Origin of the sequence: Streptomyces sp. NPDC057616 (assembly GCF_042800575.1) — a bacterium.
In the GTDB taxonomy this organism is placed as follows: Bacteria; Actinomycetota; Actinomycetes; order Streptomycetales; family Streptomycetaceae; genus Streptomyces.
Map to the genome: position 1 here is coordinate 40,171 of NZ_JBHVGU010000031.1, position 23,923 is coordinate 64,093.

The window sequence follows — 23,923 nt, forward strand, 5'->3', positions numbered from 1 at the left end:
ACGTCCCGTGAGCGTTCCTCCGCACACCCGAGCAGGTCAGGCCGTGTCCATGACCGCCTGACCCGCGGGTCATCCGCTGTTCATCCGGCGGCCGTGCCGCCGCCCGGACGATCCGTGCGGGACCGGCTCACACCACGGGTTCGTCGGGTGCGATCCGGCTTCGTACGGCTGTCTGCACCTCGGCCTCCTCGGCCGGATCGGCGGCCAGCCGGCGGAGCTGCTCGACGACGCGGGCGTCGCCGGTCTCGGCGTACCGGGCGGCGATCTCCCGGGTGGTCTCCTCGCAGTCCCAGAGGCACTCGACGGCGAAGCCGGCCGGGAAGGAGGGATCGGTGGCGGCCAGGGCGCGGGCAGCCCGGCCGCGCAGATGGGACGAGGCCGTCTCGCGGTAGATGTGGCGCAGGACGGGGGCGGCGCAGACGATGCCGAGCCGTCCGGTGCCGTCGACGAGGGTCCACAGGGTCGGAGCGTCCGGCCCCTCGCCCCGTACGGCTTCGCGCAGTGCGGCGAGGACCAGGTCCCGGTCCTCGACTCCGCCGCGACAGGAGAGCATGCGGCCGGCGGCGGCGCCCAGGGCGTCCGGCCGGCGGGCCCAGCCGCGGGCCCGTTCGACGGCGGCGACGCTCCGCATCCGTTCGAAGGCGTCCACGGCGGCCTCCACCACGGCGGGCGAGCCCGTCACCACGGCCGCCTCGATCAGATCGAGGGCGTCGGGATCATTGCCGTCGGCGAGGTAGCGCAGTGCGGTGCAGCGGGCTCCGTCGCTGCCGTCCTTGGCGGCCCGCACGATCTCGGGCCGGTCCTCGGGGCCGGCCACGGCCGTGAGGCAGCGGGCGGCCGGGACGTGCAGCGCGGCACCGCGTTCGACGCCCTGCTGGGCCCACTCGAACACGGCCTGCACGCTCCACCCCGGACGGGGCCCGGTAGGTCGCATCTGCCGCTGCCAGCGGTCGAAGCAGCCGGTCTCCCGAGCGGCACGCACGCGCGTGGCGATCGATTCGCGCGGATCCTCGGCCCACAGCCGCCAGGGCCGGGGTTCGAAGGAGTCGCGCACGACGGCGGCCAGTTCGGCCTCGCCCTCGGCGTCGGTGGCGAAACGGGCCAGCACCGGGGCGGCGAGGGCGCGCAGCCCCGCGTCGTCGTCCCTGAGGGCCAGCTCGTCCAGGGCCCAGGCCCAGTTGGTGCCGGAGGCCGCGTACCTGCGCAGCAGTGCCAGCGCGTCCAGCCTGCCGTAGGAGGCCAGATGGCCGAGGACCGCGAGGGCCAGGCCGGTGCGGGACTCCTCGGTGTCGAAGGCGTCCTCGACGTCGAAGAGGTGCGCCTCGATCTCGTCCAGCTCGCCGTTGAGGTCGAGGTAGAGACGGGCGTAGTAGAGGGAGCGGTTCTCCACCTGCCAGTCGTGGCGGGGGTCGCGGAGCACACAGTGGTTCAGTGCCGCGAGCGCCTCGGCGCGCGGTGCGGTGAGTGCGTGCAGCGTGCCGTCGCCACGCCCCCTCTGCAGGAGGCCGAGCAGGGTTCCGCTGGGCGCTATGACCGGATCGAACATGGGAAACAGCCTCACATCAAGCGTCGACGCAACCGGGGAGCACGCATTACCTGGCCGCGTGACACAACGTCGGGGCGCCCGCCGTCTCTTGCTTGCTGTAGACCATCTTCCTCTGCCTCTCGTCAGTGGCCCTCACGGACCGATCACGGACCGCGCGGTGCGGCAACACCTGCCCAGCCATCGCGTCCGTGAATCACGACGTCATGATGACCCGGCACTTCGGCCTGCCGCGACCGAAATTTCGGCGGCCCCGTACCGCCTCCCCCGTTTCTCGTGTTTTCGCTGGTCAGAACATGCGGATCAGTGTGCGCCGAACAAGTCGAGCAGTTCAGCCTTGCCGAACATGCGTGCCGTGTCCACGGCCGACGGGGTGCCCGCGGCCGGATCGGCACCACCCTCCAGGAGGGCTTTGATCACTTCCGTCTCACCCTTGAAGACGGCCCCGGCGAGCGGGGTCTGGCCCCGGTCGTTGATCCGGTCGCCCTCCGCGCCGCGGTCGAGCAGCGCCCGCACCGCGTCGGCGTGCCCGTGGTACGCGGCGAGCATCACGAGCGAGTCCCCGCGGTCGTTGGTGAGGTTGGCCGGAACGCCCGCGTCCACGTACGCCACGAGCTCCTCGGTCCGTCCCTGCCTGGCCAGATCGAAGATCTTGGTCGCCAGCTCCACGACCTCGGGGTCGAGGGCTTCACTCATCGGCAGGACCGCCTTCCGTACAACCGTTCAGGTGAATCGCCAGGGTACTGGCTCCGGCGGCACATGAGCCGCTTCACAAGAGGTAAGGATCAGCACAGAACCGACCGAATGCACGAAATCGCCTCGGCCCGTGCAGGACAGCACGGCCATTCGAGGGAAAAACACCGGAATTCACCCAATTGCACCTTTTATAGTATGGATACATCCTGTGATCCTGGAAGTACTCATGGTGACTGTCCCCGTGAACCAGGAGAACTGAAATGATCTTGTCCATCTCCGGCGTGGTCCTGCTCGGCATCATCGTCTTCCTCTTCTTCCGCAAGGACGGGCTGAAGGCGTCCCACGCCCTGGTCTCGGCCCTCTTCGGCTTCTATCTCGCGAGTACGGCCATCGCCCCGAGCATCAAGGCCGGCGGCGAGAGCCTCGCGAGCCTCCTCGGCGGCATCAAGTTCTGACGCCGCCCGTCCCGCCCGTACGCACCAACAGGAGACATCTGTGGCCCGGCGCCCCCTTCCTCGCATCCTGAGCACAGGCAGCGCGCAGATCGCCCGGGGCCGGGAGCTGGCCCGGACCGCGGCCGACAGCGCCACCGACGTCCTCCACCCGCTGATCTCGATCACCCGCGGTCTGCGCCGGCTGGCAGCCGCCGGCCGGCGCAAGTGGGCCGACACGCCCCAGGACCGGCGCGGGCCGCTGCTGTTCCTGGTGGCCTCGGTGGTCCTGGTCGTGGCACTGATGCCCTACGGCCCGCTGCTCGCCGTCATCTCCCTGATGGCGGCGGCAGCATGGCACGGCAGGGAGCAGCGCGGTCCGGCGGAGCCCGAAGGGCCCGACGAGTCCCAGTCCGAGCGCCTGCGGTCGCTGTACGAGGCCCTGGTCCCGTACTTCTCGCTCGCCGGTGACCCCTCCCCCCTCTACGCCCACGGCGGCGAGTGGGAGAAGGCGTTCCCGGCGTACGAGTTCGACGGCTCGGGCCGCATCACCCACCTCGTGATCCGCTACCCGGCCTACTTCACCGACGGCGAGATCGACTCCCGTACCCGCATCGAGCAGCTGCTGCACGCCAAGTCGGGCCGCGGCCGCGAATACCACTTCGGCTGGGACGAGGAGGGCAACCGGCTCACCGTCACGGTCCTGCCGCCGCTGCCCACCGACATCGCCGCCCAGCGATTCGTCACGGCGCCGGGCGAGACGGTCCTCGGCTTCACCGATCCCACCCAGGTCCGGCGCACGCTCCCGCTCACCCACGGCGAGGAGCAGCGCGACGTCCCACCGGTCGTCTGGCGCACCGGCGTGCGCTCCACCGAGCCGCACCTGCTGGTCATGGGCCAGCCGGGCAGCGGCACCACGTCCCTGCTGCGCTGCATCGCCCTCCAGGCGCTGCAGCACGGCGACGTGGTGATCATCGAGGGCGGCACCGGCGAGTACACGTGCCTGACCGGCCGTAAGGGCGTGCTGGCCGTCGAGTGCGGTCTGGCCGGGGCGCTCGCGACCCTGGAGTGGGCCACCAACGAGACGGAGCGCCGGCTCCTGTCCGCCAACCGCGCTCGCCAGGCCGGCCACCCGCCGCCGGAGGACACCAAGCGTCCCCTGTGGATCCTGCTCGACCGGCCGAGCGCCTTCGCCCACCTCGCCGCCGCGGACGGCCGCAAGGACCCGCAGTCTCTGCTCCAGATCCCGCTCCGGCACGGCCGCGCGGCGAACGTCACGGTCGTGGTGGCCGACCAGTTCGACAACGCGGAGGCACTGAGCGACGCCGTACGGCAGCACACACGCGCGCGTGTCGTCCTCGGCCCCGCCACGGCCGAGCAGCTGGCGGGCGTCCTCGGCGCCCTGCCGGCCACGACACCGGCCGTCGACGTCCCGCCGGGCCGCGGCTACGCCCGCCTCGGCGCGGGCGTCGTGCACCGGCTCCAGGTCCCCTCGACCCCGGACCCGTACGACGACGAGACGAGCGAGGCGGACCGCGAGGCGGTGCTGGCCCTGCTGCCGCCGCGGACGACGCCGGCCGAGGCGGAGCCGATGGACTCCGGGCAGGCCGGCCCCGATCCCGTCGAGGCCGAGCCCCTCGGCGCGGACCCGGTCGAGGCCGAGCCGGTCGAGGCGCCGCCCGTCTCCATGGACCCCGTCTCGATGGAGAAGGAGCCCGCCGAGTCCGCGAAAGCCGTGGCGGCAGAGGCGCCGTAGGGCTCCGGGCCGGTCCGCAACCGGCCCGGCCCGGCCCGCTACGCCACGAACGTCCGCGGCGTCTCGCCGCCCCCCGACGCCCCGCTCTCGACCAGCCGCGCCGCCGCGGCCAGCCGCACCGCCGCCTCCTCGGCGACCGCGCCTCCGACCGTGAACGGCAGCCGTACGTATCCCTCGAAGGCACCGTCCACCCCGAAGCGCGGCCCCGAAGGCACCCGCACCCCGACCCGCTCCCCCACCTCGGCGAGCCGCGAGCCGGACAGGCCACCGGTGCGTACCCACAGGGTCAGTCCGCCCCTGGGCACCTCGAACTCCCAGTCGGGCAGCTCCCGGCGCACCGCGGTGATCAGCGCGTCCCGGTTCTCCCGGGCCTGACCGCGCCGCACCTCGACGGCCTGCTCCCAGCCGCCCGTGCTGAACAGCCAGTTCACGGCGAGCTGTTCCAGCACCGGGGTGCCCAGATCGGCGTACGCGCGCGCGGCGACCAGGCTGCGGATCACGTCGGGCGCCGCGCGCACCCAGCCGATGCGCATGCCCGCCCAGAAGGCCTTGCTGGCCGAGCCGACGGTGATGACGCTGGACCCGGCCGGGTCGAAGGCGCACACGGGCCGCGGCATCACCCCCTGATGAAGGTCCTCGTCCAGCCACAGCTCGCTCATCGTCTCGTCGGCGATCAGCACCGTCCCGGCCGAGCGGGCCGCCTCGACCAGCTGCCGCCGCTGGCCGTCGTCGGCGAGCGCGCCGGTCGGATTGTGGAAGTCGGCGACGATGTACGCGATCCGGGGCGCGGCGTCCCGCAGCACCTGCCGCCACCGGTCCAGGTCCCAGCCGGTCAGCCCCTCGGCCATCGCCACGGGCACCAGCCGCGCACCCGCCTCCCGCATCAGCTGGAGGATGTTGGCGTACGACGGCGACTCCACCGCGACGCGCTCGCCGCGGCCCGCGAAGAGGTGGCAGATCGCGTCGATGGCGCCCATGGCGCCCGTGGTCACCATGATCTGTTCGGGCATCGTGGGGATCCCGCGCGCGGTGTACCGGTCGGCGATCATCGAGCGCAGCGCGGGCAGCCCGGCCGGGTAGTCGCCGTGCGTGTGGGCGTACGGCGGCAGTTCCTCCAGGGCGCCCTGGACGGCGCGGGTCAGCCACGGCTCGGGCGCGGGAAGGGCGGCGCAGCCCAGGTCGATCATCGAGCCCAGGGCCTCCGGCGGGAGCGGCTCCAGCCCGCGCGCGGGCAGCGGGTTCCCGGCCGGCACGGCGGTCCAGCTGCCGGCGCCGCGCCGGGACTCCAGGAAGCCCTCGGTGCGCAGCGCCTCGTAGGCGGCCGCGACGGTCGTACGGCTGACGGAGAGGGCGAGAGCCAGCTCGCGTTCGGCGGGCAGGCGCGCGGCCACGGGGACGCGTCCCTCCAGCACCAGCAGCCGGATGCCGTCGGCGAGCGCCCGGTAGGCGGGCGGGCGGCGCGTGCCGGGCCCGGCCGGCCGGTCCTGCTGGGAGTTGAGCAGCCTGGCCAGCTGCGCCGCACCCATCGCCGAGGTCCACTGCGCCATGGAAATCAGTCCACCTTCCCCGAATTGGCCCTGGATGACACTTCCACCCAAGCCACAGGGTGACATGAGCCAGGCCACTACGACCACTGGGGGTATCTCTTGTCCACGAAGGGCCGTCTCGGGCGGCGGTTGATCCAGCTGTACGTCGGCCTGGTGCTGTACGGAGCCAGTTCCGCGCTCCTGGTCGAGGCGGGCCTGGGCCTGGAGCCCTGGAACGTCCTGCACCAGGGCCTGTCCGAGCTGACCGGTCTCACCATCGGCGTCGTGTCGATCGTGGTGGGCGCGGCGGTGCTGCTCCTGTGGATCCCGCTGCGCCAGCGCCCGGGCCTCGGCACGGTCTCCAACGTCTTCGTGGTCGGCCTCGCCATGGACGGCACGCTCGCCGTCGTCCCGGAGGTGCACTCCCTGGCCGTACGGATCCCGCTCCTGCTGGCCGGCATCCTGCTCAACGGCGTGGCCACCGGGCTCTACATCTCCGCCCGCTTCGGGCCGGGCCCGCGCGACGGACTGATGACCGGCCTGCACCGGCGCACCGGCCGTTCGATCCGCCTGATGCGGACGGCGGTCGAGGTGGCGGTGGTCGCGACCGGCTTCGCCCTGGGCGGCACCGTCGGCGTCGGCACGGTCCTGTACGCGGTCTCCATCGGCCCGCTCGCCCAGCTCTTCCTGCGGGTGTTCGACGTCCCCTCGGCATCCGGCGGCAGCACGGTCGTTGCCGCGGGGCAACCGCGGGGAGCGATACTGCGTCCGTGACCTCGCGGATACGCCACCCCTACCTCGACCATCCCGGCCCGATCGCCTTCGCCCACCGGGGCGGGGCGGCCGACGGCCTGGAGAACACGGCACTGCAGTTCCGGCGGGCGGTCGAGGCGGGCTACCGCTACATCGAGACCGACGTCCACACCACGGCGGACGGCAAGCTGGTCGCCTTCCACGACGTGAGCCTGGACCGGGTGACCGACGGCGCGGGGCGCATAGCGGACCTGCCGTGGAGGACGGTGAGCCAGGCGCGCGTGGCGGGCAGGGAACCGGTGCCGCTGTTCGAGGAGTTGCTGGAGACCTTCCCCGAGGTGCGCTGGAACGTCGACCTCAAGGCGGAGTCCTCGCTGCACCCCTTCCTGGACCTGATCGAGCGCACGCGCGCGTGGGACCGGGTCTGTGTGGGCTCGTTCTCCGAGGCGCGGGTGATGCGCGCCCAGCGGCTGGCGGGTCCGCGGCTCGCCACGTCGTACGGCACGCGTGGCGTGCTCAACCTGCGGCTTCGCTCCTGGGGCGTCCCGGCCGCGCTGCGCACCTCCGCGGTCGCCGCCCAGGTGCCCGAGGCGCAGTCCGGGATCGTGGTCGTCGACCGGCGCTTCGTGCGCACCGCCCACGCGCGCGGGCTCCAGGTGCACGTGTGGACCATCAACGAACCCGATCATATGCACCGGCTCCTGGACCTGGGCGTGGATGGCATCATGACCGATCACATCGACACGTTGCGCAAGGTCATGGAAGAACGCGGCGTCTGGGTCTGAGCACCCGGCGCGCCTCCCCGATCCTTCGCACAGCACCTCATCGGGGAAGCGAGGGCACGGGTGAGCGCGGACACCGTGCGGACGGAAGTCTTCGACCGGCGGCGCGAACAGCGCGGCTGGTACTTCTACGACTGGGCCTGCTCCGTCTACTCGACGAGCGTGCTCACCGTGTTCCTGGGCCCCTATCTGACGTCGGTGGCCAAGTCGGCGGCGGACGCGGACGGGTACGTCCACCCGCTGGGCATCCCGGTGCGGGCCGGCTCCTTCTTCGCGTACTCGGTCTCCCTGTCGGTGATCGCGGCCGTCCTGGTGATGCCCATGGTGGGCGCGGCCGCCGACCGGACCGGCCGCAAGAAGCCCCTGCTCGGCGTCACGGCCTACGTGGGGGCCGCGGCGACCACGGGCATGTTCTTCCTCGACGGCGACCGCTATCTGCTGGGCGGCCTGCTGCTGATCGTCGCGAACGCGGCCCAGTCCGTCGGGATGATGCTCTACAACTCCTACCTGCCCCAGATCGCCCCGCCCGAGGAGCGCGACGCCGTTTCCTCCAGGGGCTGGGCCTTCGGGTACGCGGCGGGCTCGCTGGTCCTGATCGCCAACCTGGTGCTGTACCTGGCGCACGACTCCTTCGGGGTCTCCGAGACCACGGCCGTCCGTATCTGCCTGGCCACCGCCGGCCTGTGGTGGGGCGCCTTCACGCTCGTCCCGCTGACCAGGCTGCGGGACCGCGCCTCCACCGGGCCGAAGCAGACCACCGCTCCCGGATTCCGCCAACTGGCGGCCACCGTCCGGGACATGCGCCGCCACCCGCTGACCCTCGCCTTCCTGCTGGCGTACCTCGTCTACAACGACGGCATCCAGACGGTGATCTCCCAGGCCTCGGTCTACGGCTCGGAGGAGCTCGGGCTCGGGCAGTCGACGCTCATCGGCGCCGTCCTGCTGGTGCAGGTGCTGGCGGTCGCGGGCGCCCTGGGGATGGGCAGGCTGGCCCGGACGTACGGCGCCAAGCGCACGATCCTGGGTTCACTGGTGGCCTGGACGGTGACGCTCGCGGCCGGGTACTTCCTGCCGCCCGGGGCGCCGGTGTGGTTCTTCGTCCTGGCGTCCGGGATCGGCCTCGTGCTCGGCGGCAGCCAGGCCCTGTCCCGCTCCCTGTTCTCGCATCTGGTCCCGCCGGGCAAGGAGGCCGAGTACTTCTCGGCGTACGAGATGAGCGACCGGGGCATGAGCTGGCTCGGGCCCCTTCTGTTCGGGATCACCTACCAGCTGACCGGAAGTTATCGTGACGCGATCATCTCGCTCGTCGCCTTCTTCGTCATCGGATTCGTCCTGCTCGCGCGGGTACCCGTACGGCAGGCGATCTCCGAGGCGGGCAATCCGGTCCCGCAGAGGATTTAGCGCTCATGGCGAAAGGGCTGTAGTGTACGCGTTTGGCCTGCCAGGCGTACCGTTACTGCGCGTCAAAGATGCCGAAACGCTGGGTGACATCTGCTAGCAGATGTGACAAACCGGGCGCCGGTGGGTACGACATTGGTCAGCAAGGCTGCGGCTACGACGGCGACGCATGACCCGGAACGGGACACGGGACGGGAATCTTTACCGCCGACCGGACGTTGACCGGATGACGACGACAGCGACACCTGTCCTGTGGGCGACAAGCCCGGGAGGCACGATTCATGAGTGAGCGAGCTCTTCGCGGCACGCGCCTCGTGGTGACCAGCTACGAGACGGACCGCGGCATCGACCTGGCCCCGCGCCAGGCCGTGGAGTACGCATGTGAGAAGGGGCACCGCTTCGAGATGCCCTTCTCGGTCGAGGCGGAGATCCCGCCGGAGTGGGAGTGCAAGGTCTGCGGAGCCCAGGCACTCCTCGTGGACGGCGACGGCCCTGAGGAAAAGAAGGCCAAGCCCGCGCGTACGCATTGGGACATGCTGATGGAGCGGCGTACCCGCGAGGAACTCGAAGAGGTCCTCGAGGAGCGCCTGGCCGTTCTCCGTTCGGGCGCGATGAACATCGCGGTTCACCCGAGGGACAGCCGCAAGTCGGCTTAGTTCCCGCCGGGGCCGAGCGGCGGACCAACGACGCAAGCGACTGCGGGCGTCCACGTGAATTCACGTGGACGCCCGCAGTCGTATGTCGTACGGCGGTGATCAGCGCGTCAGCGGCGGGCGCGGGTCCTGCGGGGCGTCACCGGGCTCGTCCCTGACGACCTCGCCCTGGACGATCTTGCCGTCGGGGCGGTGGATGCGGGCCTGCTGGAAGGCGTCGCCGAACCCGCCCGGCCGGGCCTCGCGCAGCTTGCGGTCGACGGTGCGCTCGGTGAGGCGGCCGAGGGCCTTCTGGACCGGCGGGATCAGCAGAAGCAGACCCGCCACGTCCGAGATCAGGCCCGGGATCATCAGCAGCAGTCCGCCGAGCATCATCAGGCCGTTGCCACCGCCGCTCTGCGGGGTGCCGCCCCGCTGCAGCGCCTCGTTGAGGTTCTGGAAGGCCCGGCGTCCCGCCTTCTTGATCACCGCCGCGCCGGCCACGAAGCCGGCGAGCAGCAGCAGGAAGACGGTGAGCCCGTTCGTGGCGCCGGCGACCACGATCAGCAGCCAGATCTCCAGCACCAGCCAGGCCGCCACGCCCAGCGGCAGCAAGGTCCGCAGCCGGGAGCGCCTCGGGCGGGCGGGGTGGGTGGGGGTCTGAGCACCAGTCGTCATGCATCCAGTGTGCCTGGGCCCGGCTCAGTGCGGGATAAGTGAATGATCAACTGATGCTGTGAAACCCCAGGCGGGCCGGAGCGGCGGCCGCTCAGGCCTTCTTGGCGCGGTCGGCGGCCACGTTCTTGCCGCGGCCGGTGACCTTGTCGACCCGCTCCCCCACACCCCACGCCGTGACCCGCCACAGGGCTTCGACAAGGATGTCGCGGCTCATCTTCGAGTCGCCGAGCTCGCGCTCGACGAAGGTGATGGGCACCTCGACGACGTGGTAGCCGGCCTTGACCGCGCGGCGGGCGAGGTCGACCTGGAAGCAGTAGCCCTGGGAGGCGACCTGGTCGAGGCCGAGTCCCTCCAGCGTCTCGCGCCGGAAGGCGCGGTAGCCGCCGGTGATGTCGCGCAGCGGCAGGTCGAGGGCGAGGCGCGAGTAGAGGCTGCCGCCGCGGGAGATGATCTCCCGGCTCTTGGGCCAGTTCACCACGCGGCCGCCGGGCACCCAGCGGGAGCCGAGCACCAGGTCCGCGTTCTTGAGCGCGGTGAGCAGGCGGGGCAGCTCCTCCGGCTGGTGCGAGCCGTCGGCGTCCATCTCGACGAGGACGCCGTATCCGTGCTCCAGGCCCCAGCGGAAGCCCGCGAGGTAGGCGGCGCCCAGGCCCTCCTTGCCCTTGCGGTGCAGCACCTGCACATGGTCGTCCCCGACCGCGAGTTCGTCCGCGAGCTTGCCCGTGCCGTCGGGGCTGTTGTCGTCGGCCACGAGGACGTGCGCCTCGGGGACGGCCTCGCGCACCCGGCCGACGATGGACTTGATGTTCTCCGCCTCGTTGTAGGTCGGAATGATCACCAAGGCCGTGCCGAGCGGGCCGAACTTCCTCACCTGGGACTGTGCCGCGAGGGTCCCGTCGCCGTCGTTCACTACTGCCCCTTCAAGTCCGTCGCAGACGTCCACCATAGTGGCCACGGCCTGCGATGACGTGACAGCTCGTTCGTATCGTGGTGTCGATTCCACAAGAGCGGGGTAAGAACGCGTATTCGGGCGGTTTTGCTCCTGCGGATGGGGGCCCGGCGCCCTTCGGGCCGACCTGGGATCCGCTGGCTGCGGATCGACCGAAAGCCGTTGTCTACTGAGCGCCCGGGCCCCACCCGGGTCACACCTCCCCGGCCGGCCGGAACGTTCCCTCGTCGCGCGCGGGCGCTGAGCCTGGCTCCCAGTGGCGGTGCTCCGGTGCGGCACACCGTCCCTGACCCAGCGGCGCTGCGACTGGCGCGAAGAAGTTCCCCGGTCGGGCGTCCGGTGGTGGACTCGGCCGAACCTACCGGCCCCCCGCCATCGGCTGTCAACAGCCGTTTGACCTGCGGGTTTTCCAGCAAAGTCCTGGTCAGGGCCGAGGACACGCAGGTCGTACGACGGCGTGGCGGGCGATGTTCGGCGCGGCGCCACCCCGGGAGATCACTCGCCCGGCCCTACGAAGACGGTCCGTCCGCCGACCACCGTGCGCAGACAGACGGGCAGGTCACGGCCGGGGGTGAGGTCGGGCAGGCCGGGGGTGCCGGAGCGGGGGTCGGTGGACCAGCGGGCGACCCGGTCGTCCGGAGCCTGGACCACCAGTTCGCCGGTGTGCCAGACGGCGTAGTCGGCGGGCGCACCCGGCACCAGCACGCCCGCGTCGTCCCGGCCGATCGCGCGCCAGCCCCCGCGGGTGTGGGCGGTGAACGCGGCGCGCACGGAGACCCGGTGGTCGGGGGTGCGGTGGAAGGCGGCGGCGCGGACCGTGCCCCAGGGGTCGAGCGGCGTGACCGGGCTGTCGGAGCCGAAGGCGAGCGGGACGCCCGCCTTGAGCAGGGCCGCGAAGGGGTTCAGGGTGCGCGCCCGCTCGGCGCCCAGGCGCTGGGCGTACATGCCGTCCTCGCCGCCCCACAGGGCGTCGAAGGCGGGCTGCACGGAGGCGGTCAGGCCCAGCTCCGCGAAGGCCGCGATCGTCTCCGGGGTGAGCATCTCGGCGTGCTCGACGCGGTGCCGGGCGGCCCGGACGCGGGCCAGGCCGATCTTCTCGGCGGCGGCGCGCACGCCCTCGGCGACGGTGGTCACCGCGGCGTCCCCGATGGCGTGGAAGCCGGCCTGGAGTCCCGCCTCGGTGCAGGCCGTGACGTGGGCCGCCACGGCGGCGGCGTCCAGGTAGGCGGTGCCGGTGTGGCCGGTGTCGGCGTACGGCGTGTGCAGGCAGGCCGTGTGCGAGCCGAGGGCGCCGTCGACGAAGAGGTCGCCGGCCGCGCCCGCGGCGCCGAGCTCGCGCGCCTTCTCCACGTCCTGCTCCGCCCAGTAGCCGACCACCCGCGGGGTCGCCTCCTCGGCGGCCAGCCGCAGCAGGGCGGTGAAGTCGTCCGCGGAGGAGATGTCCGGGCCGGCGCACTCGTGGACCGAGCCGATGCCGAGGGAGGCCGCGTGGGCGAGCGCGGCGCGCTGGGCCTCCGCGCGCTGGGCCGGCGTCACGGCCGCGAACGCGGCGGCGCGCACGGCGTGGTGGGCGCCGGTGGTGAGCGGACCGTCGCCGGACACGGCGCCGACGCCGGGCGCGAGGTCCAGCAGGGCCGTGGTGACGACGGCCGAGTGGACGTCGATCCGGGAGAGATAGAGGGGACGGCCGCCGGTGGCCTCGTCCAGTTCCGCGCGCGTCGGGGGGCGGCCACCGGGCCAGCGGGAGGCGTCCCAGCCGTGCCCGAGCAGGACCTTGTCCTGCGGCCGGGCCGCGGCGAAGTCCCGCACGCGGGCGAGGGCCGCCTCCAGGGAGGGGGCGTCCGAGAGGTCGAGGCCGGTGAGGGCGAGACCGGTGGACGTGGTGTGCACATGGGCGTCGGTGAACGCCGGGGTGACGAGGGCGCCGTCGAGGTCGACCACCTCGTCCACGCCCTCGGCGAAGGCGTCGGCGGCGCCCTCGGAGCCGACCCAGGCGACCTGGCCGCGCTCCACGACCATCGCGGTCGCGAACGGGTCGGCGGGGCTGTGTACCTCTCCGCGGCGGAGCAGGACGGTCTTCGGCTCGGGGGTGCGCGCGTTCATGACCGACAGTTTCTCGCGCCGCGGCGGCGGGCTCGCACCTGGGGCGCGCTTGCCGGGCGCCCGGCACGGCGGCGCGGCTCAGACGCGCGGCGGCCGTGCCTCGTACGGCGTCGACAGGACCACCGTCGTGCGCGTGGAGACGCCCGCCAGCGACCGCAGCCGGGCCAGCAGCTCCTCCAGCTCGTGCGGGGTCGCGACCCGGACCTTGAGGATGTAGTTCTCGTCGCCCGCGACGCTGTGGCAGGCCTCGATCTCCGGGACGCCGGCCAGGCGGTCGGCGATGTCGTCGGGGGCGCTGGGGTCGAACGGCTTCACCGAGATGAAGGCGGTCATGGGCAGCCCGACGGCCTCGGGGTCGACGACCGCGGCATAGCCGCGGATGACGCCACGCTGTTCCAGCCGGCGCACCCGCTGGTGCACGGCCGACGTGGACAGGCCCGTGGCCTTGCCCAGGTCTGTGTAGCTCATCCGCCCGTCCTTGACGAGCAGCTGCACGATCTGACGATCCAGCTCCTCCATGGCGCAAGAACCTACAGTGCGTCTGACCTCCCGGGATACCTCGGCAGCCCAGCTCATGCCCGGTTTGTGATGTGGCCGCGGGCCGCCGGTGAGCCGTCCGGGCGACGCCCGGGCAGGCATCTGCGAGCGGCATGTGACGAACGCCACAGCCGCCGGGACCGCTCCGTGATGTTCTCGTGATTACCGCCATGACCGGGCGGGAAGTGCTTGCTGTGGTCGAGGCCGCAGTGCCTGAACGGCCCAGCCCGAGGGGGAGAACCCATGCAGAGTCTTAAGCGTCCTGGCCGTACCGCGCCCAAGCGCCTCCAGGCGGTCACCGAGCCCGAGCCGGAGGGCGTCGAACCGGACGACTTCGACGAGGAGTTGGACGCGTACGACACCTTCGAGATGTACCGGGTGATCTGCCCGGACTGCGCGCAGCCCATCGCGCTGCTGGCGGACGAGGAGATCCTGCCGGAGCACGCGCTGTGTGCCTCGCCGTGGAACCCGTTCGGCCTGACGGTGTGTGCCGGTACGGGCCGCAGGGCCACCGAGGCCCGGGCCGCGGACGAGTCCTTCCGGCCCCAGGAGCAGGACACGGCCCTGCTGTTGACGCTCCCTCAGGGACTCGACTGGCGCACGCAGCCGTTCTCGCACGTGGGCGGGCCGGGCTCGCGCCCGATCCGGGTCCCCGTGCTGCGCGGCCAGGCCGCCTGAGCGGTCGCGCTCAATCCCAGTAGCTGCCCTGCACCATGGCCCGCAGACTGCCGTGGTGCAGGATCAGTGTGTCCGGGTCCGCCGGGACGGCCGCCTCGCCGAAGTGCACCTGCCGGTAGGCGATCCGCAGCATGACGATCGCGTGCCGCAGCGCGGCGTACAGGGTGTGGAAGTCCATGTCGCGCGGTGTGTGGCCGGTGAGTTGGGCGTAGCGGGCCTCGACGCGGTCGCGGCGCAGGAAGTCCGGCAGGCCGCGCTGGCCGAAGGCCGCCGTCAGGTCCTGGAAGAAGCGGTGCAGGTACACGGTCCAGCCGAGGTCGACCTCGCGCGGGGCCAGGGCCGCCATCTCCCAGTCCAGGACGGCGACGGGCTCGAAGCCGTCGTAGACGACGTTCCCGATGCGTGCGTCGCCCCAGTTGAGCACCGGTGCGCCCGGGTCGTGGGGCCACAGCTCCTCCAGCCGGTCGAACGCCGCCTCGATCAGGGGTGAGCGGGCGCGCCCGTCGACGACCCAGTCGTAGTAGGCGCGTTGGGCGGTGACGTGGCGGCGCAGGGCGTCGCCCTCGCCGGGGAGGGCGAGGAACTCGGCCTGTCCGGGCGGCACTTGGTCGTGCAGCCGGGCCAGCAGCCCGATCGAGGCGGCCTCCAGCCGCTCGCGCTCGGCGTCGCTCGCGGCGTGCAGCCAGTTGCCCTCGTAGGTGTAGGGCATCACGTCGGGCGGCACGCGCCCCTGGACGCGCTCCATCACGAAGAAGGGCGCGCCGAGCGGACCGGGGTCCTCCTCCAGCCACAGCACCCTCGGCACGGGCAGGTCCGAGTGCTCCGCCACCACGCGCAGGGTGCGGTACTGGCGCGCCATGTCGTAGACCGGGAAGACGGTGTACGCCGCCGGGTCCGCCGCGAGCCGCAGCGCGCAGGCCCGCACCGGGGGCCGGGGGTGCTCGATCTCGAAGAGCAGGGTCTCGCTGGACATGCCGTTGGACTCGGGGACGGCCATCCTGACCGCCTGGGCGCCGGGCAGGCGCACGCCGAGCCAGGCGGTGAGGCGGCGGGCGATCTCCTCCGGGTCACGCGTGGTGGTACGAGGCCGGGGCGCCGTGGCCATGACGCAAACCCCCTACGGTGCGACCGATGTGAAGTCCGCGAAGCCGCTCGGATCGTGCCGCCCGAACGAGCCGTGTTCGAAGATGCCGTGCCCGGTGCGGCCGTCCAGCCGGAACCGGGCGGCGTGGTCGGTGACCCCGTAGGCGGCCAGGCCGTGCTGCCGGGTGAGGTCGTAGGTGCGCCGGTCCGTCCAGCCGGGACCGCGCCAGGTGCCGTGCTGCCAGTCGTCGGCGGGCGGGTAGCCGGCGCCGACGGCCAGCGGCGAGGAGGTGAGGATCTCGGCCTCCAGCTCCAGCGGCTTGCGGACGTCGCCCAGGTGGACGAGGGCGCGGACGGGGTCGCGGGTGCCGGAGCGGTAGCTGATCTCCGCCTGCGGCCAGCCGAGTTGGCGGTCGCGCCGGCCCGGGCGGACCAGGGTGGCGTCGTTCAGGGAGCGGTAGCCGTCCGCGTCCTCCTGGACGATCACCATCAGGAAGCGGTCCTCGAAGCGCACCGGGCACCACAGCCAGTGGAAGCCCTCGGTCGGGTGCTCGTCCGCAAGCCGGCCGCCCTCCTCCCCCGGTATGGGCCGCACGCCCCAGCTGCGGTCGCGGGTGCCGGTCCAGGAGCCGGGCGTGACCCGGAACTCCTCACCCTCCGCGCGGACGACCCCGCTCACCCCGCCCGCCTGCACGAAGCGGCGCCCTTCCAGGGTCAGCCGGCCGCCGCGGCGCTGAAGGTGGTGGGGCTCCCACAGGGCCGGGAACTCGGCGGTCCAGGTGAGGTCGTACGAGAGCGCGTCGTCGTCGGCGATCAGCCGCAGCCGTCGCAGCGGCTCCTCCACCTCGATCCTGAGCGGGCCCACGGCCAGCTTCATGCGGTCGTCGCCGAGGGCGTCCGAGGCGCGCAGCGCGTGCAGGGTGTCCCCGGTCCGCAGGGTCGCGTAGGCGTCGATCACACCGACGTTGGGGTACACGCCGAGACCCACGATGAGCAGCGCGCGCCCCTCGTGGTCGAGGACGTGGAAGATGCAGCGGTCGTAGGCGTTCCGGTCTCCGGTCGCCACGTGCTTCATGGAGAGCGGGACCTGGTGCACGGGGTACTCGTCGAGCGGTACGGGGCGGTCGTCGGCCACGCCAAACCTCCCTGGAGACGGCTGGCCTGACGGTACGTCAGACGGCTGGCGGTGACCAGACGAGCGACCGTACGTCCGTGAACTCACGCTCGATTCCGCAGAAAGGTGACCTGTCGCCAACCTCCGCGTTGCCCTGGTATGACCCCCACCTACTCCGCCATCGGGCGTCAGCGCCGCGTGTTCGTGCCGCCCCCCACAGGAACGGTTCCGCCCGCGCCGCCGCAGCCGCAGGACCCACCGATCTACCGCGATCTGATGCGCACCTGGGCCGACCGGGGCCGGACCCTGCCGGGCCGCCACGACCCGGAGTGGGTCAGGCTGGCGGCCCCGCAGGTCGCGACCGGTGAGTTCAGCGGGTTTCCGGACCCGCGAGGTGACGGGCGATGACCATCCGCTGGATCTGGTTGGTGCCCTCGACGATCTGCAGCACCTTGGCCTCGCGCATGTAGCGCTCGACCGGGAAGTCCGCGGTGTAGCCGTATCCGCCGAGGATCTGCACGGCGTCGGTCGTCACCTTCATCGCGGTGTCCGTGCAGTGCAGCTTGGCCATGGCCGCCTGCTTGGCGAACGGCCGCCCGGCGTCCCGCAGCCGTGCCGCCGCCAGATACAGCGCGCGGCCCGCCTCGACCTGGGTCGCCATGTCGGCGAGCATGAAGCGCAGCCCCTGGAAGTCGGCGATGGGGCGCCCGAACTGGCGCCGCCCGGTGGCGTAGTCGACCGCCTCGTCGAGCGCGGCCTGGGCGAGTCCGATGGCGCAGGCGGCGATGCCGAGCCGGCCGGAGTCCAGCGCGGACAGGGCGATCGCGAAGCCCTGGCCCTCCTCGCCGACCCGACGCTCGTCCGGTAGGCGCACCCCGTCGAAGTGGACCTGCGCGGTCGGTGAGCCCTTCATGCCCATCTTCTTCTCGGGAGCGGCGCTGCTGAGCCCCTCGGCGTCACCGCGCACCAGGAAGGCGGAGATCCCGCGCGGGCCGTCCTCGCCGGTGCGGGCCATGACCGTGTAGAAGTCGGCGACGCCGCCGTGCGTGATCCACGCCTTGGTCCCCGTCAGCACCCACTCTTCACCGTCCCGCACCGCCTTGGTGCGCAGGGACGCGGCGTCGGATCCGGAGGACGGCTCGGACAGGCAGTAGGCGCCGAGCAGGCCGCCGCCGAGCATCTCGGGCAGATGCTCGACCTGCTGCTGCTTGGTGCCGTAGGTGGCCAGCGCGTACGTGGCCAGCGTGTGCACGCTGACGCCGAGGCCCACGGTGAGCCGGGCCGCCGCGAGTTCCTCGAGAACCTGGAGGTAGACCTCGTAGGGCTGGTCTCCGCCGCCGTACTCGGAGTCGTACGGCAGGCCGAGCAGTCCGGACCGGGACAGGAGCGTGAAGACCTCGCGCGGGAAGCGGCCGGCTTCCTCCTCCTCGGCAGCCTTGGGCCCGATCTCGCGCTGGGCGATGTCCCGGACGAGCGAGATCAGATCCCGGGCCTCGTCCGTGGGCAGTTGACGGTCCACCGGCTGCGGGGCGCGGTCGGGCATGGCGACGCTCTCCTCCCTGTTTCGGGCACATCGGCGGATGCGCGCCTTGGGTGGGGGCGGCTCCGCCGGGTCGTACTGAGGCTGGGCCGATGCTCCGCCTCCGGGTCTCGGAAGCTGCTGACCAGCGGCTTGCGCTGTGAGTATGCCCGATCGGAGACAGCCCGTCACCAGTTAACGACCGCTTACTTCAAGAATATCCCGGGCCCCGACGAAGTGCCGCGCATTCCCCGCGGAATTGGTCCGCACCATTGACCGCACTGGTCTAGTCCTCCTACTGTTCATGACCAACGCTTTACCGCGTTCATGCCAATCGGCGCGCGTTCCCCTCTCCCCCACGAGGAGACACCCGATGCACATCCCCCACACCCGTCTGAAGGCGCTCCTGTCCGCCGCCTGTTGCGCCGCTCTGGGCGCCGGGCTGCTGGCCGGCGCGGGCACGGCCTCCGCCCGGCCCTCGGCACAGGAGGCCGCCGGCTCGAAGGTCGTCGGCTACTTCACCGAATGGGGCACCTACGACCGCAAGTACTACGTCAAGAACATCGAGACGTCCGGCTCGGCGGCCAAACTGACGCACATCAACTACGCCTTCGGCAACGTCACCGGCGGCAAGTGCGCGATGGGCGACTCGTACGCGGCGACCGACAAGGCCTACACCGCGGGCGAGTCGATGGACGGCACGGCCGACACCTGGGACCAGCCGCTGCGCGGCAACTTCAACCAGCTGCTGAAGCTGAAGAAGAAGCACCCCGGCCTGAAGATCCTGTGGTCCTTCGGCGGCTGGACCTGGTCCAGCGGCTTCGGCGAGGCCGCGAAGAACCCGTCGGCCTTCGCCCAGTCCTGTTACGACCTGGTCAACAACTCCAAGTGGGCGGGCCTGTTCGACGGCATCGACATCGACTGGGAGTACCCGAACGCCTGCGGCAACACCTGCGACACCAGCGGCAAGGACGCCTTCGAGAACGTGATGGCCGCGCTGCGTTCGAAGTTCGGCGGCGGCAAGCTCGTCACCGCGGCCATCACCGCCGACGCCACCAGCGGCGGCAAGATCGACGCGGCCGACTACGCGGGCGCGGCGCAGTACGTCGACTGGTACAACCCGATGACGTACGACTACTTCGGCGCCTGGGACGCTGCCGGGCCGACGGCCCCGCACTCGCCGCTGACCTCCTACTCCGGCATCCCCAAGGCCGACTTCAACACCTCGTCGACCATCGCCAAGCTCAAGGGCCTCGGCATACCGGCGTCCAAACTCCTGCTCGGCATCGGCTTCTACGGCCGCGGCTGGACCGGCGTCACGCAGGCGGCACCCGGCGGCACCGCCACGGGTCCGGCCGCGGGGACGTACGAGCAGGGCATCGACGACTACAAGGTGCTGAAGACCAAGTGCCCGGCGACCGGCACGGTGGGCGGCACCGCCTACGCCAAGTGCGGCAACGACTGGTGGAGTTACGACACCCCGGCCACCATCGGCACCAAGATGACGTACAAGAACCAGCAGGGGCTCGGCGGCACGTTCTTCTGGGAGCTGAGCGGCGACACCGCGAACGGCGAACTGATCAAGGCCATCAACTGACCGCGGCGGTACGGTGATCCGGGGCGGAGGCGCGGGAGCCTTCGCCCCTCGGTCATCAGTCCCGGCGGGCGGCGGACGGGGCGGGGTAGGACGGGTCCAGTTCCTCCACGGCCCGCATGGCGCCGCCGAGCGTCCTGACCAGGAGTTCACGCATCTGCTCGCGGGAGATCCGCGGGCCGTCGATCCAGTCGAGCGTGGCGCCCTCGACGCTGCACACCCAGGCGAGCAGGCCCATGCGGGCGAGCGGGCTGATGTCCGTGCGGCCGTAGGCCCCTTCGGCGACGGTCGCGATGATCGCCTCGCGCACCCCGTCGCGGATCGCGTGCACCTCGGCGTCGAAGCCGACACCGCCGCTGACGATCGCGCGGAACGCCGCCTGGTTGTGCTCGGCGTAGCGCAGGTAGCCCTCCATGGTGCGGTGGACCCGGCCCACCTGCTCCAGTTCGGCACCGCTCGCCGCGTAGGTGACCAGGTCCGCGACGGAGTCCTGGATGATCGCCAGGTAGTAGCCGCGCTTGGACTGGAAGTAGTAGTAGATCAGCCCCTTGGCGACATGCGCCTGCCGCGCGATGTCGTCCATGGAGAGCGTGTCGTAGGACGTGTCGGCGAACAACTTCCGCCCGATGGAAATGAGTTCGGCGCGACGCGCCAGCGAGCGCTCGGTACCGCGCGCCCGGGGGCGGGTGGCCTCGCTCTGTTGGCTGATCTTCAATTTCGACCCTGGTCTCCAGCGGGCGGCGGGACCACCGCAGTATGTCAGAACAACCGCGCCCACTCGTTCGAGTCCGATCGACGAGCGGGCGCAGGGGGGCCGGAGCGGTGTGGGTCACGTCACAGCAGACCCAGCTGCGCGACGAACATCGCGACGACCACGACGAGCGTCCAGCCCATGACGTGCTCGAAGATCTTCGGGCCGTCGTCCTTGGGGCCGCCGGTACGGGAGCGGGCGGCGGTGGCTGAGTGTGCGGTCATGGCGTCTCGCTGTGGTCGGGTATGTGGTGGATTCCCCCTCTGTCGGTCCACCTTGCCATCCGGTACGGCCTCTGCGGCCGAGACCTTGGTCACACGCGAAAGGCCCCGGTCGCCCGGGGCCTTCGCACGGTGCCGAACGGCTCAGCGGACGCCCACCGCCGCGAGCGCCTTGCACTGGTGGGGCGTGGGACGGGCCGGGAAGTACAGGTAGCAGACGCCTCCGGTACCGGAGACGACCTTGCCGCCGGCGTTGTAGCGCTTGGTGCGCAGCCAGATGTTCTCCCACTCGCGCCGCTTGTAGACGCGGCGCACCGCGTCGTCGCTCGGCGAGGCCGGGTCGTTGGCGATCACGTCGCCGTCGGCGGTGAAACCGATGACCGTCATCAGATGCCCCGAGGTGCCGTAACCCGCCCCGGTCAGCTCCTCCTTGAGGAACGACTGGGACGTTATGGCCGGGATGCCGGCCGCGATCAGCGTTTCCAGGTCGGTGAGCGAGCCGAGGCGGGTGACCACGCCCTGCAGGCCCTTGTACGTCGCCGCGTAGGCGGCGTTGAAAGGCCAGTTGCCGCAGCCCTGGTACTGGTAGTCGTAGGTGAAGCGGGCGGCGTGGTCGACCTGGGGGTCGGCGTAGCTCGGGTCCACCCAGGACAGTTGCTCTGGGGTGAGCCGGCCACCCCAGTACTCGATGATCATCTGCGAGGAGGTGGGGCTGCACCACGCCTCGCCGCCGTTGTCGTACTCGGGGTACTGCCCCTTGTGGATCTCCTGCGAGAAGCGCGGGACGGCCAGTTCCTGGGCCAGGCCCGGTGTCGAGGCCGGGACCGTGAAGCGGTCCGGGATGTCGGAGCCCATCGCGCCCAGCCGCCACACGGTGGGCGTGAGCTTGGTGCCGGGCTTGCGGTAGAGGGTGAGGCGCAGACGGTACGAGACCAGGCGCAGCCCCGTCGTCGCGTCGTCGATGGCGAAGGTGTCGGTCCAGATCGTGCTCTTGCCGTCGGTCTGGTCGTCCACCGAGGTCCGCTTGATGTCCTGGTCGCCGGCCGCCCAGCGGCCCATCACGTACCAGGGCGTCTGCGTGCCGTCGGAGTACGTGCCCTGCAGTTCGACCTGGAGCCAGGTGCCGGCCGGGGTGTGCGCGTTCCAGGAGGCGATCGTCTCGGTGGCGGGGACGCGGAGCGTGTGGACGGGGGACGTCCAGGTCGCGTACTCCCACGTGGCGGTGGTGCCGGTGTGCGGGTCGGTGTAGTCGGTCGTGCCGTCGGGGGTGGCGATCACCACGCCGGGCCGGGCGCCGGCGACGGCGCGCACGCCCTTCGCGGTGCCGGTGCGCCAGTCGTGGTGGGTGGTCCAGGCGCGGTAGTCGACCGGCCGGGCCGGGGCCTTGGCGGCCTCGGCGACGCCGGCACTGACCGCCGGGCCCACCACTGCCGCCGCGACCGCGGCGGCCAGAACGGTTCTGCGGGACGGCTTTTCGGCTCTGCTCATGGGCGGAATGACCCCCAGGTGTCCGAGTCGGTGCGAGTCCGAAGGCAGCGCTGCGCCGCGCTGCCGTGCTGCGTGTGTGCGCCAACTATGGCCGCAGGTGGGACGTCCTGCCAGCACTTCGGCCCATGCCACACCCATCAATATTGGTCTGGGCCACTGGCATGACCTGCTGAACCGCGCGGCCCGGCGGGCCCGCGGGGGCACGCCGGGCGCCGGGGCTCAGATCAGGTCCATCGCCGCGACCTCGTCGGGGCGGCCGTAGCTGACCGGTCCCTGGAAGCGGCGGCGGGCGGTGGCGAACCACCAGACCGTCGCGACGATCAGGACGACGGCGAGGGCGATCGGTGCGTAGTTGAAGGAGTCGACGGTGATCGGCGAGGCCTGCGGCAGCATGAACAGCAGGCTGCTGAGCAGGATCCACGTCACCGCGACCACGCCCACCGGGCGGCCCCAGCGCCCCAGGTTCCACGGGCCGGCCTGGAACTCGTCGCCCAGCCGCAGCCGCAGGAAGATGGGCACGCCGTAGGCGAGGAAGAGCCCGACGACGTTGACGCTGACGATCGCGGTGAACGCCGTGTGGGACCACCAGCCCGGCAGCACCAGGGCCAGCGAGCAGCCGACCGCGAGCCAGACCGCGTTGACGGGGGTGCGGGTGCGCGAGGAGACGGTGTGCCACCAGCGGGAGCCGGGCATCGCGCCGTCGCGGGAGAAGGCGAAGATCTGCCGGGTGTTGCTGGTGAGATTCGCCAGTCCGCAGAAGAGCATCGCGCCGATCACGATCAGCAGGAGCACCTTGGCGGTGGTGAGGCCGAGCCCGTCCATCAGAATCTGGACGGGCGGAGCGGAAGCGCTCGCCACATGGTCGTAGTCATGAATGCTGTAGACCAGTGCGAGCATGAGGATCAGGCCGGTGATCGCCGAGTATCCGATCGCCCGCGTGATCCCCTTCGGGGCGTTGACCGTGGCCCGCACCGTTTCCTCGGACATGTGGAAGCTGCCGTCGAAGCCGGTGAAGGTCCAGCTGGTGACGAGCAGGCCGAGCATCCCGGCGTAAAGCCCGCTCGTGAAACCGGTGTTGTTCGCGAAATGCGTGACGAAGGACGCCGAACGGTGCTGATCGGGACCGGCGATCAGCGCGGTCACGATCACCACGAGACCGATCAGCAGCCACCACACGGAGATCCGGTTGAGCAGGGCGACCAGCTGGACGGTGTAGGTGTTGGCCAGGCCCTGGAGCACGATGATCACGGCTGTGATCAGCACCGTCTGGTGGGCGGTCGGCACGTACGAGGGCCACTGCAGGGCGACGAAGGCCTGGATGAAGGTGGCGGCGGCGTAGCCGGTGGCCGCCGTGCCGCCTATCTGGCCCACGAAGTTCAGCCACCCCGTGTACCAGGACCACGCGCCCCGGTGCCGTCTGGCGAGTTTGCCGGCGGAGAAATACAGCGCACCGCTCGTCGGATAGGCGGAGGCGACTTCCGCCATCGCGAGACCGACGAAGAGCACCATGACGGATACGCCGATCCAGCCGAACACCAGAATGCGGGGGCCGCCGGCATTCATGCCGAATCCGAAACTCGAGAAGATTCCCGAGATGATGTTGATGATGGTGAACGAGATGGCGAAATTGTCGAACGCCTTGAAGCGGCGGGTGAGTTTTCTCGGATAACCCATCGCGTGGAGAGTGGCGT

Annotated in this window: 22 protein-coding genes; 8 read left to right on the plus strand and 14 right to left on the minus strand. The window is 71.5% G+C overall.

Annotated elements, in window-relative coordinates:
* Positions 1 to 127: 127 nt before the first annotated feature.
* Together ACFU97_RS32535 and ACFU97_RS32540 are read right to left on the minus strand one after the other, a co-directional pair.
* The gene (locus ACFU97_RS32535) at positions 128 to 1,546 is read right to left on the minus strand and encodes a HEAT repeat domain-containing protein (RefSeq protein WP_384263975.1); all 1,419 of its coding nucleotides are present in this window, start codon (positions 1,544 to 1,546) and stop codon (positions 128 to 130) included.
* A gap of 300 nt (positions 1,547 to 1,846) precedes the next feature.
* A complete protein-coding gene (locus tag ACFU97_RS32540) occupies positions 1,847 to 2,239 on the minus strand; it encodes an ankyrin repeat domain-containing protein (RefSeq protein ID WP_384263976.1) in 393 nt (130 codons plus the stop codon).
* Between the two features lie 260 nt (positions 2,240 to 2,499).
* On the opposite strand from ACFU97_RS32540, the gene ACFU97_RS32545 reads away from it, so the two are divergent.
* On the plus strand, positions 2,500 to 2,694 hold the full coding sequence (locus ACFU97_RS32545) for a hypothetical protein (protein ID WP_016434155.1): 195 nt from the start codon (positions 2,500 to 2,502) through the stop codon (positions 2,692 to 2,694).
* Positions 2,695 to 2,734: 40 nt separating this feature from the next.
* The gene (locus ACFU97_RS32550; RefSeq protein WP_384263977.1) at positions 2,735 to 4,426 is read left to right on the plus strand and encodes a hypothetical protein; all 1,692 of its coding nucleotides are present in this window, start codon (positions 2,735 to 2,737) and stop codon (positions 4,424 to 4,426) included.
* A gap of 38 nt (positions 4,427 to 4,464) precedes the next feature.
* Here ACFU97_RS32550 and ACFU97_RS32555 read toward each other — a convergent pair whose 3' ends face one another.
* Entirely contained in the window at positions 4,465 to 5,973 is a 1,509-nt protein-coding gene (locus ACFU97_RS32555; RefSeq protein WP_384263979.1) for a PLP-dependent aminotransferase family protein, read from the minus strand.
* Between the two features lie 99 nt (positions 5,974 to 6,072).
* Between ACFU97_RS32555 and ACFU97_RS32560 the strand changes: the two genes are divergently transcribed.
* The 4 genes from ACFU97_RS32560 to ACFU97_RS32575 all read left to right on the plus strand — a co-directional run bounded on the left by ACFU97_RS32560 (position 6,073) and on the right by ACFU97_RS32575 (position 9,541).
* Positions 6,073 to 6,726 (plus strand): YitT family protein, encoded by a 654-nt coding sequence (locus ACFU97_RS32560; RefSeq protein ID WP_384263980.1) that lies wholly within the window; start codon positions 6,073 to 6,075, stop codon positions 6,724 to 6,726.
* A complete protein-coding gene (locus tag ACFU97_RS32565; protein WP_384263981.1) occupies positions 6,723 to 7,490 on the plus strand; it encodes a glycerophosphodiester phosphodiesterase in 768 nt (255 codons plus the stop codon). Before ACFU97_RS32560 ends, ACFU97_RS32565 begins: the two co-directional genes overlap by 4 nt.
* 60 nt (positions 7,491 to 7,550) lie before the next feature.
* Complete coding sequence (locus ACFU97_RS32570) at positions 7,551 to 8,888, plus strand: MFS transporter (RefSeq protein WP_384263982.1); 1,338 nt, start codon at positions 7,551 to 7,553, stop codon at positions 8,886 to 8,888.
* Positions 8,889 to 9,166: 278 nt separating this feature from the next.
* Positions 9,167 to 9,541, plus strand: coding sequence for an RNA polymerase-binding protein RbpA (locus ACFU97_RS32575; protein WP_003977404.1), 375 nt, complete (start codon positions 9,167 to 9,169; stop codon positions 9,539 to 9,541).
* Between the two features lie 99 nt (positions 9,542 to 9,640).
* On the opposite strand, the gene fxsA is transcribed toward ACFU97_RS32575, so the two are convergent.
* From fxsA to ACFU97_RS32595, 4 genes are all read right to left on the minus strand, one after another.
* Entirely contained in the window at positions 9,641 to 10,195 is a 555-nt protein-coding gene (gene fxsA / locus ACFU97_RS32580) for an FxsA family membrane protein (protein ID WP_384263983.1), read from the minus strand.
* 91 nt (positions 10,196 to 10,286) lie between these two features.
* Entirely contained in the window at positions 10,287 to 11,141 is an 855-nt protein-coding gene (locus ACFU97_RS32585; RefSeq protein ID WP_384264053.1) for a polyprenol monophosphomannose synthase, read from the minus strand.
* A gap of 498 nt (positions 11,142 to 11,639) precedes the next feature.
* Positions 11,640 to 13,247 (minus strand): amidohydrolase, encoded by a 1,608-nt coding sequence (locus ACFU97_RS32590; RefSeq protein ID WP_384263984.1) that lies wholly within the window; start codon positions 13,245 to 13,247, stop codon positions 11,640 to 11,642.
* Positions 13,248 to 13,325: 78 nt separating this feature from the next.
* On the minus strand, positions 13,326 to 13,766 hold the full coding sequence (locus ACFU97_RS32595; RefSeq protein ID WP_016434164.1) for an Lrp/AsnC family transcriptional regulator: 441 nt from the start codon (positions 13,764 to 13,766) through the stop codon (positions 13,326 to 13,328).
* 261 nt (positions 13,767 to 14,027) lie between these two features.
* On the opposite strand from ACFU97_RS32595, the gene ACFU97_RS32600 reads away from it, so the two are divergent.
* Positions 14,028 to 14,462 carry a hypothetical protein gene (locus ACFU97_RS32600; RefSeq protein WP_384263985.1) on the plus strand — a complete coding sequence of 145 codons (435 nt, stop codon included), beginning with the start codon at positions 14,028 to 14,030 and terminating at the stop codon, positions 14,460 to 14,462.
* A 10-nt stretch (positions 14,463 to 14,472) separates the two neighbouring features.
* On the opposite strand, the gene ACFU97_RS32605 is transcribed toward ACFU97_RS32600, so the two are convergent.
* The 3 genes from ACFU97_RS32605 to ACFU97_RS32615 all read right to left on the minus strand — a co-directional run bounded on the left by ACFU97_RS32605 (position 14,473) and on the right by ACFU97_RS32615 (position 18,202).
* Positions 14,473 to 15,567 carry a phosphotransferase family protein gene (locus tag ACFU97_RS32605; protein ID WP_384263986.1) on the minus strand — a complete coding sequence of 365 codons (1,095 nt, stop codon included), beginning with the start codon at positions 15,565 to 15,567 and terminating at the stop codon, positions 14,473 to 14,475.
* Positions 15,568 to 15,579: 12 nt separating this feature from the next.
* Complete coding sequence (locus tag ACFU97_RS32610) at positions 15,580 to 16,680, minus strand: hypothetical protein (RefSeq protein ID WP_384263987.1); 1,101 nt, start codon at positions 16,678 to 16,680, stop codon at positions 15,580 to 15,582.
* Positions 16,681 to 17,029: 349 nt separating this feature from the next.
* The gene (locus tag ACFU97_RS32615; RefSeq protein WP_384263989.1) at positions 17,030 to 18,202 is read right to left on the minus strand and encodes an acyl-CoA dehydrogenase family protein; all 1,173 of its coding nucleotides are present in this window, start codon (positions 18,200 to 18,202) and stop codon (positions 17,030 to 17,032) included.
* Between the two features lie 349 nt (positions 18,203 to 18,551).
* Here ACFU97_RS32615 and ACFU97_RS32620 point away from each other — a divergent pair, with 349 nt between their 5' ends.
* A complete protein-coding gene (locus ACFU97_RS32620) occupies positions 18,552 to 19,775 on the plus strand; it encodes a glycoside hydrolase family 18 protein (RefSeq protein ID WP_384263990.1) in 1,224 nt (407 codons plus the stop codon).
* A gap of 55 nt (positions 19,776 to 19,830) precedes the next feature.
* Here the strand turns inward: ACFU97_RS32620 and ACFU97_RS32625 are convergent, their stop codons facing one another.
* From ACFU97_RS32625 to ACFU97_RS32640, 4 genes are all read right to left on the minus strand, one after another.
* Complete coding sequence (locus tag ACFU97_RS32625; RefSeq protein WP_384263992.1) at positions 19,831 to 20,487, minus strand: TetR/AcrR family transcriptional regulator; 657 nt, start codon at positions 20,485 to 20,487, stop codon at positions 19,831 to 19,833.
* A 119-nt stretch (positions 20,488 to 20,606) separates the two neighbouring features.
* Positions 20,607 to 20,747, minus strand: a complete 141-nt coding sequence (locus ACFU97_RS32630; RefSeq protein WP_384263993.1) for an SCO1431 family membrane protein — start codon at positions 20,745 to 20,747, stop codon at positions 20,607 to 20,609.
* 141 nt (positions 20,748 to 20,888) lie between these two features.
* The gene (locus tag ACFU97_RS32635) at positions 20,889 to 22,232 is read right to left on the minus strand and encodes a peptidase C39 family protein (RefSeq protein ID WP_384263994.1); all 1,344 of its coding nucleotides are present in this window, start codon (positions 22,230 to 22,232) and stop codon (positions 20,889 to 20,891) included.
* 219 nt (positions 22,233 to 22,451) lie between these two features.
* Positions 22,452 to 23,906: an amino acid permease gene (locus tag ACFU97_RS32640; RefSeq protein WP_384263995.1), complete on the minus strand. Its 1,455-nt coding sequence runs from the start codon at positions 23,904 to 23,906 to the stop codon at positions 22,452 to 22,454.
* Positions 23,907 to 23,923: the final 17 nt, after the last annotated feature.